This is a genomic window from Haloferax chudinovii, assembly GCF_042663345.1.
Taxonomy (GTDB): domain Archaea; phylum Halobacteriota; class Halobacteria; order Halobacteriales; family Haloferacaceae; genus Haloferax; species Haloferax chudinovii.
Genome location: NZ_JBHTAB010000011.1, coordinates 1 through 15109, shown reverse-complemented (window position 1 = coordinate 15109; position 15109 = coordinate 1). Strand labels below are relative to the sequence as shown.

At 68.2% G+C, this 15109-nt stretch carries 17 protein-coding genes and 1 pseudogene; 11 read left to right on the top strand and 7 right to left on the bottom strand.

What is annotated here, in order from left to right:
• Positions 1 to 1062, bottom strand: a complete 1062-nt coding sequence (gene ahbB / locus ACFQI8_RS16515) for a siroheme decarboxylase subunit beta (protein WP_390246714.1) — start codon at positions 1060 to 1062, stop codon at positions 1 to 3.
• A 168-nt stretch (positions 1063 to 1230) separates the two neighbouring features.
• Positions 1231 to 1629 carry a DUF5778 family protein gene (locus ACFQI8_RS16510; protein WP_390246712.1) on the bottom strand — a complete coding sequence of 133 codons (399 nt, stop codon included), beginning with the start codon at positions 1627 to 1629 and terminating at the stop codon, positions 1231 to 1233.
• A gap of 108 nt (positions 1630 to 1737) precedes the next feature.
• Here ACFQI8_RS16510 and uppS point away from each other — a divergent pair, with 108 nt between their 5' ends.
• Positions 1738 to 2667 carry a polyprenyl diphosphate synthase gene (uppS, locus tag ACFQI8_RS16505; RefSeq protein WP_390246710.1) on the top strand — a complete coding sequence of 310 codons (930 nt, stop codon included), beginning with the start codon at positions 1738 to 1740 and terminating at the stop codon, positions 2665 to 2667.
• 31 nt (positions 2668 to 2698) lie between these two features.
• Here uppS and ACFQI8_RS16500 read toward each other — a convergent pair whose 3' ends face one another.
• Together ACFQI8_RS16500 and ACFQI8_RS16495 are read right to left on the bottom strand one after the other, a co-directional pair.
• Complete coding sequence (locus ACFQI8_RS16500; protein ID WP_390246708.1) at positions 2699 to 3067, bottom strand: Rz1 protein precursor-related protein; 369 nt, start codon at positions 3065 to 3067, stop codon at positions 2699 to 2701.
• A 140-nt stretch (positions 3068 to 3207) separates the two neighbouring features.
• Complete coding sequence (locus tag ACFQI8_RS16495) at positions 3208 to 3816, bottom strand: undecaprenyl diphosphate synthase family protein (protein ID WP_390246706.1); 609 nt, start codon at positions 3814 to 3816, stop codon at positions 3208 to 3210.
• A 162-nt stretch (positions 3817 to 3978) separates the two neighbouring features.
• On the opposite strand from ACFQI8_RS16495, the gene ACFQI8_RS16490 reads away from it, so the two are divergent.
• On the top strand, positions 3979 to 5292 hold the full coding sequence (locus ACFQI8_RS16490; RefSeq protein ID WP_390246704.1) for a DUF92 domain-containing protein: 1314 nt from the start codon (positions 3979 to 3981) through the stop codon (positions 5290 to 5292).
• 16 nt (positions 5293 to 5308) lie between these two features.
• Positions 5309 to 5758 carry a GNAT family N-acetyltransferase gene (locus ACFQI8_RS16485; protein WP_390246702.1) on the top strand — a complete coding sequence of 150 codons (450 nt, stop codon included), beginning with the start codon at positions 5309 to 5311 and terminating at the stop codon, positions 5756 to 5758.
• 42 nt (positions 5759 to 5800) lie between these two features.
• Here the strand turns inward: ACFQI8_RS16485 and dnaG are convergent, their stop codons facing one another.
• Complete coding sequence (dnaG, locus tag ACFQI8_RS16480; protein ID WP_390246700.1) at positions 5801 to 7234, bottom strand: DNA primase DnaG; 1434 nt, start codon at positions 7232 to 7234, stop codon at positions 5801 to 5803.
• Positions 7235 to 7447: 213 nt separating this feature from the next.
• The gene (locus ACFQI8_RS16475; RefSeq protein ID WP_390246934.1) at positions 7448 to 8197 is read right to left on the bottom strand and encodes a sugar phosphate isomerase/epimerase family protein; all 750 of its coding nucleotides are present in this window, start codon (positions 8195 to 8197) and stop codon (positions 7448 to 7450) included.
• A 208-nt stretch (positions 8198 to 8405) separates the two neighbouring features.
• Here ACFQI8_RS16475 and ACFQI8_RS16470 point away from each other — a divergent pair, with 208 nt between their 5' ends.
• The 8 genes from ACFQI8_RS16470 (at position 8406) to ACFQI8_RS16435 (ending at position 13931) form a co-directional block, all read left to right on the top strand.
• Positions 8406 to 8621, top strand: coding sequence for a DUF3311 domain-containing protein (locus ACFQI8_RS16470; RefSeq protein ID WP_390246698.1), 216 nt, complete (start codon positions 8406 to 8408; stop codon positions 8619 to 8621).
• A complete protein-coding gene (locus ACFQI8_RS16465) occupies positions 8621 to 10120 on the top strand; it encodes a sodium:solute symporter family protein (protein WP_390246696.1) in 1500 nt (499 codons plus the stop codon). Before ACFQI8_RS16470 ends, ACFQI8_RS16465 begins: the two co-directional genes overlap by 1 nt.
• A 69-nt stretch (positions 10121 to 10189) precedes the next feature.
• Entirely contained in the window at positions 10190 to 10474 is a 285-nt protein-coding gene (locus ACFQI8_RS16460; protein WP_390246694.1) for an amphi-Trp domain-containing protein, read from the top strand.
• 75 nt (positions 10475 to 10549) lie between these two features.
• Positions 10550 to 11068 carry a GNAT family N-acetyltransferase gene (locus ACFQI8_RS16455; protein WP_390246692.1) on the top strand — a complete coding sequence of 173 codons (519 nt, stop codon included), beginning with the start codon at positions 10550 to 10552 and terminating at the stop codon, positions 11066 to 11068.
• A gap of 116 nt (positions 11069 to 11184) precedes the next feature.
• Positions 11185 to 11982, top strand: coding sequence for a YqcI/YcgG family protein (locus ACFQI8_RS16450; protein WP_390246690.1), 798 nt, complete (start codon positions 11185 to 11187; stop codon positions 11980 to 11982).
• Positions 11983 to 12010: 28 nt separating this feature from the next.
• Entirely contained in the window at positions 12011 to 12577 is a 567-nt protein-coding gene (locus ACFQI8_RS16445) for a cysteine hydrolase family protein (protein WP_390246688.1), read from the top strand.
• Entirely contained in the window at positions 12555 to 12680 is a 126-nt protein-coding gene (locus tag ACFQI8_RS16440; RefSeq protein ID WP_390246686.1) for a hypothetical protein, read from the top strand. Before ACFQI8_RS16445 ends, ACFQI8_RS16440 begins: the two co-directional genes overlap by 23 nt.
• A 126-nt stretch (positions 12681 to 12806) precedes the next feature.
• Positions 12807 to 13931 carry a putative sulfate/molybdate transporter gene (locus ACFQI8_RS16435; RefSeq protein WP_390246684.1) on the top strand — a complete coding sequence of 375 codons (1125 nt, stop codon included), beginning with the start codon at positions 12807 to 12809 and terminating at the stop codon, positions 13929 to 13931.
• An 813-nt stretch (positions 13932 to 14744) separates the two neighbouring features.
• On the opposite strand, the pseudogene ACFQI8_RS16430 reads toward ACFQI8_RS16435, so the two are convergent.
• A pseudogene (locus tag ACFQI8_RS16430) lies at positions 14745 to 15109 on the bottom strand (integrase core domain-containing protein); the annotation flags it as partial.

Genomic DNA, 15109 nt, shown 5'->3' with positions numbered 1-15109 from the left:
TCACTCCGTGTTCGCCTCGGCTCGTTCGTCCAGCCTGATACCCGTCTTCTTCAGGATGCGCGTCGAAAACAGGGTGTCCCAGTCGTCGTCGCCGACGTCCCAGTAGTCGCCCATGACCTCGCGCACCTGTTCGATGCGGGCCTCGCTCTCCTCCTCGGAGCGGCCGTGGGTCATCGCGAAGAAGTTGTACGGCCAGACGCCCTCGTGTCGCGGCCGGCGGTAGCAGTGGGTGACGAAGTCCAGCGAGGCGATTTCGGGGCCGACCTCCGCCACGAGGTCGTCGGGGACGTTCCAGACGGTCATTCCGTTTTCCGAGTAGCCGAGCGCGTAGTGGTTCGGGATGACGCCGACGCGGCGGACCTTCCCCTCCAGATTGAACCGCTTGATGGTCTCGACGACCCACGCCGGGTCCCGCCCGATGGCCTCGGCCACGTCCGCGTAGGGCGTCTCCGTAATCGGCAGGCCGCCCTGAATCTCCATGACGAGGTCCCGCTCGTCGGGCGTCAGGGTGCGCGCGTCCGTCGGCTCCACGTCGGGGCCGAGGTGCGAGCGGTCGAGGTCGCCGTCGGAGACGGGGCCGTCGAGGAGGAACTTCGCGCCGACGTGGAACTCGTGGCGCTTGGGCATGTTGTACGTCGGTTGGCCCGTCTCGTCCTCGATGTCGCCGAGCACCTCGTCGACCCGCGACTCGTCGGCGACCGAGACGACGAACCACATGTTCAGGTGGGGGTGCTCGCGCTCGTAGTTGTGCGCGACCTCGCGGTGGGCGTTCACCTGCTCGGCCACCTCGTCGAACCGCTCGGGGGGCGCGTGCATGGCGACGAGCGTCGCCGTGCCGCCGATTTCCTCGGCGTTGACGAGCGCGCCGAACCGAGAGAGAACGCCCTCCTCGTCGAGCGTCCGCACCCGCTCGCAGAGGTCGGCCGCCGACACGTCCACCCCGCGCTCGCGGAGCGCGACCGCCGCGGGTTCGAAGGGCCGCTGGACGACGGGAAAGCCGCCTTGGAAGGCGTTGACGATAGCGCGGTCGAGACGAGAGAGGTCCGCGTCCGCCTGTATCATGGGCGTCACTCGGGATGCGAGGCGGATAAACGCCTCGCTTGTTCTCACCACGACGAACAGAATCGAACGCCCGGCGAGCCGGCCGTGAACGGTCGGCGCGGGCGGAGCGAGCGCCCCCGCTCGTGAATTAAAAAAGGACGGTCGAGCGTCGACGGGCCGCGGCCCGCGTCAGGGGACCGGCGTGACGCGGTCGATGTCGTCGAGCGCTTCGAGCCCCTCGACGATGGCGTCTTGGTCGGCGATGGCCTCGTAGTAGAACACGAGGTCGAACGTGCCGTCGCGGACGAGCTGTTGGCACTCCCAGACGAACTCGTCGTCCTCGACGGAGCGCCCCTGGAACTGGTTCGACGAGAAGTCGGTGTCGTCGTTGCCGGCGTAAATCCAGGCGTCGCCCTTCCCCGCGTGCTCGGCGATGACGTCGTTGATTTCGACGGTCAGCTCCTGCATCTCCAGGTCCTCGCGGCTGGTGAGGTCGGTGTGGACGATGGCCCCAGCGAGTTCGATATCGCCGGGTTCGAGTAGCGCGAGGGTCCGCTGGTAGAGGTCCTCGTCGATGGTCTCGCTCATGTCCGAGTCTTCTCGGGGAGATACAAACGGGTGGCGATTCGTCGCCCGCCGCGCCGTGCGACGGTGTAACCCAAAAGACACATTGCCTCGGGAGACGACCAACAGTGTATGTTCGGGTGGGTCCGACGCGGCTTTCGACGCGCCTACGAGCGGGTGCTCGACCGAGAGATCGGCGACGGGCCGACCCACGTCGCCATCATTCAGGACGGCAACCGCCGGTACGCCCGGAAGAACGGCGACGACGCCCCCGACGGCCACAAGGCCGGCGCGCAGACGACGGAGAACGTGCTGACGTGGTGCGAGGAACTCGGCATCGAAGAGCTGACGCTGTACACCTTCTCGACCGAGAACTTCGACCGCCCGGACCACGAGCGCGAGCCGCTTTTCGACCTCATCGAGGACAAGCTCTACGAGTTCGCCGACGCCGACCGCGTCCACGACACCGAGGTCGCCGTCCGCGCCATCGGCGAGGTCGACATGCTCCCCGAGCGCGTCCGCGACGCCGTCGAGTACGCGGAGTCCCGGACCGCCGACTACGACGGCTTCACCCTCAACATCGCCCTCGCGTACGGCGGCCGCGCGGAGCTCCTCGGGGCGGCCCGCGACGTCTGCCGGGCGGTCGAGCGCGGCGACCTCTCGCCCGACGAGGTGGACGTGTCGGCGGTCGACCGCCGCCTGTCCAGAAAGCCCGTCCGCGACGTGGACCTCATCATCCGCCCCGGCGGCGACGAGCGCACCTCGAACTTCCTGCCGTGGCACGCCAACGGCAACGAGGCCGCGGTCTACTTCTGTGCGCCCTACTGGCCGGAGTTCTCGAAGGTCGATTTCCTGCGCGGCATCCGCACCTACGAGTCCAGAGAGCAGTCGTGGCAACGCACCCGGACCGAGCGCGCCGTCACGCTCGTTCGGGCCGTCGCCGAAGTCGAGTTAGAGGACGCCCGCACCGTCGCCGGTCGCCTCCGCGAGCAACTCCCCTCGTCGGGGGCCGACGAGGTGTCCGCGGAGTTGGCCAAGCGGACCGATGAGACGGCCGACTGAGTCGGTCGGCGACCGTATCCGAGCTCGCCGGTTATGACGATTTTCGAACCCGCCGCCGGAACGTCCGCCAGCAGAACCATCCCAGTAACGCGGCGCTCTGGCCGAGCACGATGGCGACGAACTCGGTTTCGTACCGCGACCCCAACAGCAGTATCGCCCCGCCGTAGACGGCGGCCGGAACCCACGAGCGCCAGCCGTCGTAGCGCGATTCGAGGAACAGCCACGGCGGGACGATAGTCACGCCGACGAGCGCCCACGGCCAGTCCGGCGGAGCGGGGTGATTGAGCCAGAGGATGACCAACAGCGAGACTGCGAGGAGCACGTGCCCGTCTTTGAGCCACTCGCTGGCCGGCGGTGGCGGCGGGAGGAGGTCCGTTCTGTCGGTTGGGGAGGAGGGCATTGGGCTCGTGTTGCTACTCAATCAACATATCTGTGTGGTCGAGGAGAGAGTGGCGGCGATGCCGCCACGTGATTCGCCCTCCCGTCCAAACTTCTGTCGCACGCTTCGAGCGCGACAGCGTTTGGACGATTCGCTGACGCTCATCGTCCAAACCTCCGCTGGCGGTGCTGATAGTCCCGCAACGCCCGCAGGTAGTCCCGCTTCCGGAAGTCCCGCCAGTTCACGTCGGTGAAGTAGAGCTCGGCGTAGACGGACTGCCAAATCATGAAGTCCGACAGGCGCTCCGCGCCCGTCTTGACCACGAAGTCCGGTTCGTCGGGGAACACGAGTCGCTGTTCGATGTCCGCGGCGTCGATGTCGTCGGGGTCGAGCGCGCCCTCGTCGACCTCGGCGGCCAGCGACCTGACGACCGAGGCGAACTCCCGTTTCCCGCCGAGGCCGATGCTGACCTGCACGGGGGCGTCGGCGCGCTCGGTGTCGCCCGGTTCGCGGACTTCGACCCGGTGGGGCACGTCGAGCTCGCGGAGCTCGCGGGCGAGCGTCGGGACGACCGCCTCGTCGAGGACGCTCACGGAGATGGTGACGCGGTCGCTCCCGAACTCGAACGCCCAGCCGACGAACGCTTCGAGCGTCTCGTAGGCACCCTGTTCCAGCAGGTCGCGCTCGGTGATGACGAGCGCGACGTGCTCGGGGGCGTCGGCGTCGTCGAGGCGGAACCGGAGGGCGAGATAGGAGTCGTACAGTCCCACGGGAGTCGTTCTCGGGGCGATTCTCCTAACGCTTCGGGTTCGGTGTCGCTTCCGCGGTCGCCGCCGCGGCACGGGTCCGTCGACGCCGGCCCGCGGACCCGCAGTGGTTCGGTCGTCGGTGATGTCGGGAGGGTTAAGTGCGCGTCGGGGATACCGCATGGTGTGACTTCCACGGTACGGCGAGCGGGCGGATTCGCGGTCGTCGGGACGTTGGCCCTCGCGGCCCCCAGTCTCGGCGCGGCCGCGTTCGCGCCCTTCGCCGCAGTCGCGCTCTTGGCGGCCTTCGTCGTCGACGACGGCCCCCTCTTCGAGCTGTTCGCGCGGCCCGGCGACCGGCAGGACGGCCGGCTCAACGGGCTCGCCGGGTTCGCACTGGCCGCGACCGGACTCGCTCTCTTGGCGACGGTCCCGCGCGTCACGATGCCGATTTCGGTGTTCGCCGCCGCGGTGTTGATACTGGCCTACGGCAACCTCGGCGCGCGACTGGTGGATTCGAGAACGTCCGACGAGTCGCTTCGCGCGGCGGGCTTCGTCGGGGGCGCGGTCCTCGCCGGCACGGCGGGACAGGCGGCCATCGCGTCGCTGACGGGCGGAGCGATGCTTCTCGCCCGATTCACCCTGCTCGCGGCCGTCGGCGGCCTCGTCGGTGCGGTGCTTCGGACGACCCTCTACGAGCGCGACGACCCGCTCGTCATGCTCTCTATCGGGCTCGTCCTCTGGGGCGTCGAGGTGCTCGCGGGGCCGGTGTCGCCGACGCAGACCGGCGTCGCGCTCGCTCTCACGGTCGCGCTCGGCTACGCCGCCTACGCCCTCGGCACGGCCTCCGTCGCCGGCATGATAACCGGCGTGCTTCTGCTTCTCTTCGCGGTCGTCTTCGGCGGCTTCGGCTGGGCGCTCGTGCTCGTCTCCTTCTTCGGCGTCGGCGCGCTCGCCACCAAGTTCCGGTACGACAGCAAGGCCGAACGCGGCGTCGCCGAGGGCAACGACGGCGCTCGCGGCACCGGCAACGTCCTCGGCAACTCGGGCGTCTCGCTCGTCTCCGTCGTCGGCTACGCCGCGGCGCAGACCCTCGGCTATCCGTTCGTCAGCGACCTGCTCGTCCTCGCGTTCGCCGGGTCGGCCGCCGCCGCGATGAGCGACACGCTCTCCAGCGAAATCGGCGGGCTGTTCGACCAGCCGCGGCTCATCACCTCGCTCAAGCCCGTCCCGGCGGGGACCGACGGCGCGGTGACGTGGCAGGGCGAAGTCGCCGGCGCGCTGGGCGCGGCCCTCGTCGCGAGCGCGAGCGTGCTGGTGCTTCCCCTGCCGGCGCAGACGGCCGCCATCGCGGTCCTCGCCGGCGGTCTCGTCGGGATGACGGTCGACAGCGTCCTCGGTGCGACAGTCGAAGGGTCCGGTCTCGGCAATCAGGCGGTCAACTTCCTGGCCACGTTCGCCGGCGCGCTGGGCGCGGTCATCGTCTGGATTCCGCTGTGACGGGGGCGACGCCGACGTGACGGGCGTTCGCGTTCGCCCCGCTCGCGTCGCCGACCGGCCGGCCGTCGAATCGCTCCAGCGATTCGTCTCGCATCCCTCGCCCGACCTGTTGGACGCGTGGCCCGCCGTCGGCACGCTCCTCGTCGCCGTCGACGCCGCCGACCGGCCGGTCGGCTACCTCCTCGGCGTCGGCGCACACCTGACCGAACTCGCCGTCTCGCCCGACCACCGGCGCGAGGGACGCGCCACCGCGCTCGTCGAGGCGTTCGCCGATGCGTGCCGCTCTGACGCCGACGCGGCCGGCGCGGCCGACGCGGCCGACGCGACTGACCCGCCGCTCACGTTACTGGTCCATCCGGAGAACGACGACGCGCGCGCCTGCTACGAGGCGCTCGGGTTCCGACGGGACGCCCGGGTCCCCGACGCGTTCGACGGCGACGACGGACTTCGGCTCGTTCTCGACTGACCGGGGCAGGTCGTCTCGGTCGGCGTCGCGGCGGGTCCGTTCTCAGTCGAGAAGCTGGTCCGCGGTTCTGACGCGGACGCTGACGGGCTTTTTGACGTACTCGCCGGCCGACCGCGCCACGACGTGTCCGACGCCGCGCTGGGCCGCGATGTCGACGAGCTTCTGGCTCGCCTCGCCGTCGACGACGACGATTGCCGGGGCGGGGTCGGCGTACTCGACGGCGTCGTAGACCGTCTCGACCGCGACCTCGTCGTCGATGCCGAGTTCGGTGTCCAACAGGCGGGCCATGCCGCTTCCGTCGGCGATGACCTCCCGAACGTGGTCGGCGAGCGATGGCCGCTCGGCCGCCGGTTCGACCGCCTCGGTGACGGCTTCGACCTCGGACTCGGTGAACGCCTCCGTGTCGGGAGCGGCGTCGGCGTTGGTGTCGGCGTCAGCGTCGGTGTCGGTGCGCGCGCTCGCGGCGTCCGCGGGCTTTTCGACCGCGACAGTGGCCCCCTTGGCTCCCTCGGCGGGCGGTTCGGTGACCGCATCGGCCGACCCGTTCGCGGGGCCGTCTGCGGATGGAGTCGCCGACGCCTCAGTCGTCGGCGACTCCGTGCGAGGGTCCGTCGGGGGCTCCCCCGTCCCGTTGACGGCAGCGACGGCGGCCCGGAAGTCCCCGTCGCCGTCGTCGGGGAGCGACGAGAGCGCGACCTTGTTCCGGAGGGCGTGGACGACCGACGCGCGGTCGAGGTCCTCGACCGACCGGCCGTCCGGCGCGAACGCGACGTAGTCCACGTCGCCCACCTGCGAGAGTTCGCGCAGGATGAGTTCGCCGCCGCGGTCGCCGTCGAGGAACGCCGTGACGGTCCGCTCTTGGGTGAGCTCCGCGACCGTGTCCGGGATGTTCGTCCCCTCGACGGCGACGGCGTTTTTGATGCCGTAGCGGAGGAGGGTGAGCACGTCGGCGCGCCCCTCGACGACGACGATGGCGTCGGAGTCGGCGACGCGGGGGCCGGCCGGAAGGCCGTGATACTCGGTGATGTCCTCGACGCGGACGCTCTCTTTGACCTCTTCGAGAATCTCGGTCGAGGACATCACGGTGTCGTCGAACGACTCCGTGAGGAGTTCCTTGGCGCGCTCGACGACCATCCGGCGCTTGGCCTCGCGCACGTCCTCGATGTTCGTGACTTCGATGACGGCCTGACAGGGACCGACGCGGGTCAAGGTCTCCAGCGAGGCCGCGAGGATGGCCGTCTCGACTTTGTCGAGGCTACTGGCGATGGTCATCTGGCCGAACGAGTGGCCGTTCTCGGAGTCTATCTGTACGTCTATCCGACCGACTTTGGAGGACTGTTGGAGGTCGCGGAGGTCGAGCTCGTCGCCGAGGAGGCCCTCGGTCTGGCCGAAGACGGCCCCGACGACGTCGCTCCGTTCGACGACCCCGTCGGCGGAGATGGAAGCGTGAATGAGATATTTTGCAGTGTCGTCCATTGGTGAAGTCACCCCGTTGGGGGTGGTGATATGGTGATTGTGATGGCGTCATGGGTCGTCCCCACGAACGTCATTATATAAGTTGCGCCCGAGGGAAATATCTATCGTGGCCGACCGTTCGAACGTCGGCCGGCCGTTCGCCGCCGTTCCCGAATCCGCGTTGTCGCCGGCGAACCGGCGCTCTCCCGCCGGCGTCGCCGACCGACCGATTCGTTATGCCTCCTCGTCGATTCGGTGCGCCGCGACGAACTCCCCGGCGTCCCGGCAGAACGCCGCCGGGTCCGCCGGGAAGTCGTGTTCGGCGACGGCCCACTCGACGAGGCCGTCGCGAGCGGCCGCGAGACAGCGGTCGAGGTCGAGTTCGCCCTCGCCGAGCGGTACGGGTCGCCCGCCGCGCTTCGCGCCGGCGTCGACCACCACGTCTTTGAGGTGGACGACCGGGGTTCGGTCGGCGTAGCGGTCGATGTACGCGACGGGGTCGTATCCGGCGGTGAGCATCCACGCGAGGTCGAGTTCGAAGCCGATTCCCGACTCCTCGGCGAGCCGGTCGAGCGCGGGCTCGCCCTCGACGGTGACGAGTTCGTGGTCGTGGTTGTGGTAGAGCAGTCTGACGCCTCGGTCGTCGCACTTCGCGGTCAGGTCGTCCAGCCGGTGTGCGGTCTCGTCGACCGCGTCGGCGTCGGCGAACGCCTCCGGCGGCAGGTACGGCACCACGAGCGTCTCGACGCCGAGCGAGCCGGAGCGCTCGCAGACCGCGTCGAGGTCGGCTTCGAGCTCCTCGATGGGGACGTGGGCGGCGGGCGCGGCGACCCCGGTCTCGTCGAGGGCCGCGCGGACCGCCGCCGCGTCGTCGACGCCCGCGAACTCCACGCCGTCGAAGCCGGCGTCCGCGGCGCGGCGCACGAGCGCCGCGGTCGGCTCGTCGAGGTCCCGAAGCGAGTAGAGCTGGATGCCGAAGTTCATGTGCGTCCGCTCGTCCGCGCCGCTGGAAACTGTTTCGGCGCTCGGTTCGACGCGACCGACCGATGGGACCGCCACCCCCGACGCGGCCGCGACGTGGGGGGCTTCGGTCATTCGACAGCCCCTGTTGAAGAAAATAGTTCTTCAATCAGGGGCAACGTAGGTCGATAGAGTAAGATTTACGCCTCGTTATCGATTATCGTTCCTACGAATGACGCGAGTTCGCATCGACTATCGCTGGATTGCTGTCTTCGCAATCCTCGTGACGTTCGCCGTTCCGTGGTTCCTCTGGGGCGACAGCAGGGTCTTCGCCGGCCTGCCGCTGTGGCTCTGGTGGCACATCGGCTGGATGGGGCTGACCGCGGTCGTCTTCCACCTGTTCACCCGGACGGCGTGGGACCGCGGCATCGTCGGGGAGGGTCGCTGATGGTCTCGGCGCTCGGCGTCCAACTCGGCGTCGTCGGCGCGTACCTCGTGGTCGCGCTCGCGGTCGGCCTGCTCGCCTACCGGCTGACCAGCCGCGACGCGGAGGACTACTACCTCGCCGGCCGCTCCATCGGGACCGTCGTCCTCCTGTTTACGACCTTCGCGACGCTCCTCTCTGCCTTCACGTTCTTCGGCGGCCCCGACCTCGCCTACCGGGCCGGCCCCGAGTGGATTCTCGTGATGGGCGTCATGGACGGCGTGCTGTTCGCCATTCTCTGGTACGTCGTCGGCTACAAGCAGTGGCTCGTCGGCCGCGCCCACGGCTACGTCACCCTCGGCGAGATGCTCGGCGACCGCTTCGGCTCGACCCGCCTGCGCGCCGTCGTCGCCGGCATCAGCCTGTTTTGGCTGTTCCCGTACGTGATGCTCCAGCAGATGGGCGCGGGCGAGGCCATCGTCGGCCTGACCAACGGGATGGTCCCGTACTGGGCCGGCGCGGCCGGTATCACCGTGTTCATGATTGCCTACGTCGTCATCGCGGGGCTCCGCGGCGTCGCGTGGACCGATACCATTCAGGGGCTGTTCATGCTCGGCGTCGTCTGGCTCGCGGTGGGGTGGGTCGCCACCGCGGCCGGCGGCCCCACGGCGCTGTCGAACGCCCTCGCGACCAACGAACCCGAGTTCCTCGCGCTCGGTGGCGGCCTCTACTCGCCGCAGTTCATCATCTCGTCGGCGGTCACCATCGCCTTCGGCGTGGCGATGTTCCCGCAGATAAACCAGCGCTTCTTCGTCGCCAAGTCGAGCGCGGTCCTCAAGCGCTCGTTCGCCCTGTGGCCCGTTCTCGTCGTCCTGCTTTTCGTCCCCGCGTTCATCCTCGGCACGTGGGCCGCCGGCCTCGGCGTCGCCGTCCCCGAGGGCGCGAACGTCCTCCCCGTGCTCCTCAACGAGTACACGCCGGTGTGGTTCGCCGCGCTCGTCATCGCCGGCGCGATGGCCGCGATGATGTCGTCGTCGGACTCGATGCTCCTCTCGGGGTCGTCGTACTTCACCCGCGACCTCTACCGGCCGTTTGTCAACCCCGACGCGAGCGAGGCCCGAGAAGCGTGGCTCGCCCGCATCGGCGTCGCTCTGTTCGCCACGCTCACGTTCGTCGCCAGCCTGTTCCGCCCCGGCACGCTCGTCTCGGTCGGCGACACCGCTTTCGGCGGGTTCGCCCAGATGGCCCTGCCGGTCATCGTCGCGCTCTACTGGGCGAAGACGACGCGGACGGGCATGTTCGCCGGTATCCTCGGCTCGCAGGCGTTCTACCTCGCACACGTGTTCGTTCCCGCAATCGAAGTCGGGTCGGTGACGCTGTTCGGCGCGACCTACCTCACGTGGGACTACGCCCTCTGGGGGATGGCGCTGTCGGCGCTTCTGACCGTCGGCGTCTCCGCGATGACCGCCGCCGCGCCCGAGGAGAACCAGTCCCGGTTCACCGACGGCCTCCGGGCCGACTGACCGCCGCCCGCGACAGTCGGCATTTCGCCGTAACGAACCTTATCCGCCTGCGCGAGTAACACCCACACTATGCCCGAAGAAGTGCTGTTCAAATCCGAGAACCGACAGCCCCGCGCCGAAATCGCCGCCTACCTCCGTACGGTCGCCGACAAGCTCGACGCGGGCGAGCCGATTACGCTGAAATCGGGCGACCAGACGGTCACGATGGAACCGCCCGCGTCGCCGACGTTCGAGGTGAAAGCCGAGCGCGAGGGTCCCGCCGAGGGTCCCGGCGAACTGAGCGTCGAGTTCGAACTCGAATGGGACGAGGGCGCAGAGGACGGTTCAGACGCGGGCGGCCTCGAAATCGAGTGAGGCGGTCGAAACTCGCCTCCGGCGACCGGCGAATACAGTTACTCTTTTGATATCTCAGCGAGTCGTCGGTGACTTATGGGGATTCGACCACTTCGAGCCGACGAGGTAGCGGCGCTCGTGGACGACCTGTGGCTCCCGTTCGCCGCGGAGATGGGCGACGTCGACGACTGCGACGCGCTGGCCGAGGACGTCGACGCGCGCGCCGAGGCGCTCGACTACCGGACCGAGCAGGTGGACGCCGAGGGCGTTCAGACGTTCGTCGCCGTCGCGGACGGGGAGTCGTCGTCGGGGTCAGAGACGGGACCGGACTCCGCCGAGGGGTCGCTCCGCGGCTACGTCACGGTCGCCGCGTCCGAGTCGCCGCCGGTGTTCGCCCGTGGGTCGGTCGCCAAGGTGAAAGACCTCTACGTCGCGCCCCCGGCGCGGGGCGAAGGCGTCGGTACGGCCCTCCTCGAACGGGCCCACGAGTGGGGCCGCGACCGGGGGTGCGAGCGGGCCGCGCTGAGCGTCCACGCCGACAACGACGCCGCCCGGTCGTGCTACGAGTCGATGGGGTACGAGACGCGATATCTGAAGCTCGACCGCCCGCTCTGAAGCCGGGCCCGACGGCGACTTCGACTGTCAGACCGAGGGCCGTCACCCGCCGTTTCGAGGGTCGAGTTCGGCCCGCGAACCCGAACTCTCAATGCCGCTGAATCCAACTGACGCGCATGAACGAGTCGGGTCACCAAGTGCTCATGGAGCAGGACGTGCTCCGCCGCCGCCTCGACGACGGCGACCTCCCCGACTGGGCGAGAAAGCACTACGAGACGTTCCGCGAGACGATGCTCGGCGACCGCGACGGCGCGCCGTTCCCCTGTTACTTCGGCATCGAGTCCGAGCGAAACGGCGACGCCCTCTACACCTTCGTGGATTCGATGACCGACAAGGACGCGCTGTTGGCGCTCCGCGAGACCCTCCTCGAATATCTGGAGGTGTATCCCGACTACTCCGAGGCGTGCTCGCTCGTCGCGTTCTTCAAGCCGCCGGCGGCAGACCTCACCGAGGCCGACTACCACGAACACCTCTGGCACGTCCTCCAGTTCCTCCACGTCAACGACCCGGAGCCGTGGCCGGCGGACATCCCGACCGACCCCGACGACCCGACGTGGGAGTTCTCCTTCGGCGGCGAGCCGATGTTCCCGACGACCCGCGCGCCGTTCTACGACGAGCGCGTCAGTCGCTACTGCCCGTGGGGGCTCGAAATCACCTTCCAGCCGCGGGCGCTGTTCGACGGCATCACCGCCGACACCGAGGCCGGCCAGCAGGCCCGCGCGGTCATCCAGAACCGCATCGAGGAGTACGACGGCGTCTGCCCGCACGCCGACCTCGGCGACTGGGGCGTCGAGGGCGACCGCGAGTGGCCGCAGTACATGTTCTCCTCCGACGAGTCGCAGGCGCCCGACGAGTGCCCGATTCGCATCACCCGCGAGCACCCGAAAGTGCCGATGGCTCCGGCGGACGACTGATGCCGGCCACCGATTCGAGGGCCGACCGATGACCGCCGCCGACCTCCCGGCCGACGCCGTGCTCGTCTGTATCGATATGCAGGTCGGCTTCGACGACCCCGCGTGGGGCGACCGCAACAACCCCGAGATGGAGGCGCGCGTCGCCGACCTGCTCGCGGCGTGGCGCGCGGCTGACCGCCCGGTCGTCCACGCCCGCCACGACTCCACCGAACCCGACTCGCCGCTTCGGCGCGACCGCGAGGGCTTCGCGTGGAAGCCCGAAGCCGAACCCGCCGACGGCGAACCGGTGTTCACGAAGCGCGTCAACAGCGGTTTCATCGGCACCGACCTCGAAGCGTGGCTCCGCGAGCGGGACCACTCGACGCTCGTCGTCTGCGGTCTCACGACCGACCACTGCGTCTCGACGACCACCCGGATGGCCGAGAACCTCGGCTTCGAGGTGTACCTCCCCGCGGACGCGACGGCGACGTTCGACCGCGAGAGCTACGACGGCGAGCACTTCTCGGCCGACGAACTGCACCGAACCGCGCTGGCGCACCTCAACGGCGAGTTCGCCACCGTCGTCGAGTCGGGTGACCTGTCGACGACGCGGTGAGCGGTCGGCCGGCTGTCCACCCTTCTCTCGCCCCGTGATGCTGTTCATGGGCGTCGATTACCTCCGCGGCGGCGTCCACGTCGACCGCTCGACGTTCGAGTGAGCGTCGGCACCGACGGCCGCGGGGCGTCGAGGCCGTCGTAACCTAATTCGGTTTCTCGAACTGGTCACTGTTCCGTCTCCCGATTACGCAAATGCATTTCCCCGTCGGCGCGGAATCCCCACTCGAATGGGCGTCTCGTTCCCGTACGGCGACGAACTCGCGGTGGACTTCGAGTGGCACGAGTTCACCGGCGCGGTGGGTGATTCGGTCACGGTCCTCCCTATCGTCGTCGCTGTCGCCCGCCTGACCGACCTCTCGTTGGCGGTCGTGCTCGTCTGGTTCGGCGTGTTTCAGGTCGTCTGGGGGCTGTACTACGCGGCCCCGCTGTCGGTCGAACCGATGAAGGCGCTGGCCGCGCTCGTCCTCGCCGAGACGGTCACGACCGGGGAGGCGCTCCTCGCCGGGTTCGGCCTCGGCGTCGTCCTCCTCGTCATCGGGCGCACCCGCTCGCTCGGCCGCGTGAGTCGCTATATCGGCGCGCCGGTCGTCCGCGGCGTCCAGTTCGGCGTCGCGCTCGTCCTCCTGTCGACGGGTCTCGAACTCGGCGCGGGCGACCTCCCGCTCGCCGGCCTCGCCGTCGCCGTCGCCGCCGTCGCCCTCCTCACCAGACGCTCGAACGTGAGCGCCCTCGCGGTCCTCGCGGTCGGCGGCGCGGTCGCCTTCGCCGACGTGGGCCACCTGTCGCTCACCGTCCCGTCGGTCGGCGACGCCGGACTGTTCTCGCTCGGCAACCTCTCGTTCTCGGTCGCGGAGGCCGCAATCGCCCAGTTGGCGATGACCGTCGGCAACGCCGCGCTCGCCACGTCGGTCCTGCTCGCGGACTACTTCGACCGCGACATCTCCGCCGACGAACTCGCCACCAGCATGGGCGCGATGAACCTCCTCGCGGTCCCCTTCGGCGGCTTTCCCATGTGCCACGGTAGCGGCGGCGTCGCCGGCAAGTACGCCTTCGGCGCGCGGACCGCCGGCGCGAACGTGATTCTCGGCGTCGGCTACGTCCTCGTCGCCCTGTTCGCCGTGGACGTGGTCGCCGCCTACCCGGTCGCCATGCTCGGCGTCGTGCTGGCGATTATCGGCCTGCAACTGGCGCGGACGAGTCTGACCAGCCTGACTCGCGCGGACGGCTACCCCCTCGTGGTCGCTATCGGCGTCGTCGGCGTCGCGGTGAATCTGGGCGTCGCGTTCGTCGGCGGCGTGGTCGCGTGGCTGGCGTGGGAGCGCTGGGGACGTACGGTGTGGGACGGGGTGTGATAGTCGGGTCAGTTGGTCGGTTTCATAACCGACCCCGTCCACGTATCACGTATGCAGACGCATATCGTTCCCGTCGGCTTCGACTACGACCGACTCGTCTCTCAATAAACAACGGTGGCCCCCAAGCGTGAAGCAATGAAGCACATCTGGCTGTCTCTCAGTAATAGGTGAACTGGTGATATTCGACGACTGTTCCGAACCACATCTGTTCGTAGAGACTGTGCCCTATCTCCGAAGGTTGTAGCACGCCGAGTTCACTCCCTCCTTCCCAGCCCGCGTGGAGGACAGTCTGCGTCATCGCTTCACCGAAATCTCGGCGGTGAGGCTTCCCTGTCACGCCGATATTATAGACTCCTGTGATATCCCCGCTCTGAGAGAGAAGGCCGCACGCGACGGGGCTGTCTTCTACTCAGCAGACTCGCGGATAAAGCGTTTCGTCTGTGAGACCGATTCCGACGACAACTGCCCTGCAATTTCTTTCGGCATACCAAACGCCGACGCCGAGACAGTATCAAACGCGGACATTCCGTCGCGGTCGGTCACAACTTCGATGTCGAACGAGCGTCCGGTTCTGGAACCGTTGCGAGCGACGTCAGAACCATCCCTGTTGTACGCGCTCTGCTTGTCCGGACATACTCGACGACGGCGACGAACAATAATGTATGGTCGAAGAGGACGAATCACCGGGGCGACCCAGTTCCGAACGTGAAGACGAGAGCGGGTGGGGACTTCCCGAGGAAGAGGCGAATCTTAGCGGTTGCACAGCTGAATTGATAGGTGATCTTGACTGAGTAAGGGTTCCGAAGGCACTGTCTAGTTAACCTCCTGAGCTGGCGGTCGTCCGTCGAGCGATTGATGCGGTCGCTGAAAGTTATAGTAATGAACGAACACTGCAAGCCACCGGCGGACGCTCAGCCGACTGCCCACCTATGAATTGTGGAAACGGTCAACTCTCATTTTGAACGTCTGAAACCACTTTTCAATCAGGTTTCGGTCTGTGTAGTCGACCCGACCGTTCAACCTTAATCGAGAGAAGGCAGTCCGATACCCACAAAGGCATCAGCCAGAAACACCGTCTCTGAACAGTCGTGTTTCTCACAGACTCCGTGGAGAAACGCAGCTGCTGGATCGGTTCCATGACGCTTGAACAGCGCGACGTCAAGAATCACTTTTGTGTC

Excerpts from the sequence above, each read along its gene's own strand:
- ahbB (WP_390246714.1), bottom strand. The coding sequence starts at position 1,062 with ATGATACAGGCGGACGCGGACCTCTCTCGTCTCGACCGCGCTATCGTC.
- ACFQI8_RS16510 (WP_390246712.1), bottom strand. The coding sequence starts at position 1,629 with ATGAGCGAGACCATCGACGAGGACCTCTACCAGCGGACCCTCGCGCTA.
- uppS (WP_390246710.1), top strand. The coding sequence starts at position 1,738 with ATGTTCGGGTGGGTCCGACGCGGCTTTCGACGCGCCTACGAGCGGGTG.
- ACFQI8_RS16500 (WP_390246708.1), bottom strand. The coding sequence starts at position 3,067 with ATGCCCTCCTCCCCAACCGACAGAACGGACCTCCTCCCGCCGCCACCG.
- dnaG (WP_390246700.1), bottom strand. The coding sequence starts at position 7,234 with ATGGACGACACTGCAAAATATCTCATTCACGCTTCCATCTCCGCCGAC.
- ACFQI8_RS16475 (WP_390246934.1), bottom strand. The coding sequence starts at position 8,197 with ATGAACTTCGGCATCCAGCTCTACTCGCTTCGGGACCTCGACGAGCCG.
- ACFQI8_RS16470 (WP_390246698.1), top strand. The coding sequence starts at position 8,406 with ATGACGCGAGTTCGCATCGACTATCGCTGGATTGCTGTCTTCGCAATC.
- ACFQI8_RS16465 (WP_390246696.1), top strand. The coding sequence starts at position 8,621 with ATGGTCTCGGCGCTCGGCGTCCAACTCGGCGTCGTCGGCGCGTACCTC.
- ACFQI8_RS16460 (WP_390246694.1), top strand. The coding sequence starts at position 10,190 with ATGCCCGAAGAAGTGCTGTTCAAATCCGAGAACCGACAGCCCCGCGCC.
- ACFQI8_RS16455 (WP_390246692.1), top strand. The coding sequence starts at position 10,550 with ATGGGGATTCGACCACTTCGAGCCGACGAGGTAGCGGCGCTCGTGGAC.
- ACFQI8_RS16450 (WP_390246690.1), top strand. The coding sequence starts at position 11,185 with ATGAACGAGTCGGGTCACCAAGTGCTCATGGAGCAGGACGTGCTCCGC.
- ACFQI8_RS16445 (WP_390246688.1), top strand. The coding sequence starts at position 12,011 with ATGACCGCCGCCGACCTCCCGGCCGACGCCGTGCTCGTCTGTATCGAT.
- ACFQI8_RS16435 (WP_390246684.1), top strand. The coding sequence starts at position 12,807 with ATGGGCGTCTCGTTCCCGTACGGCGACGAACTCGCGGTGGACTTCGAG.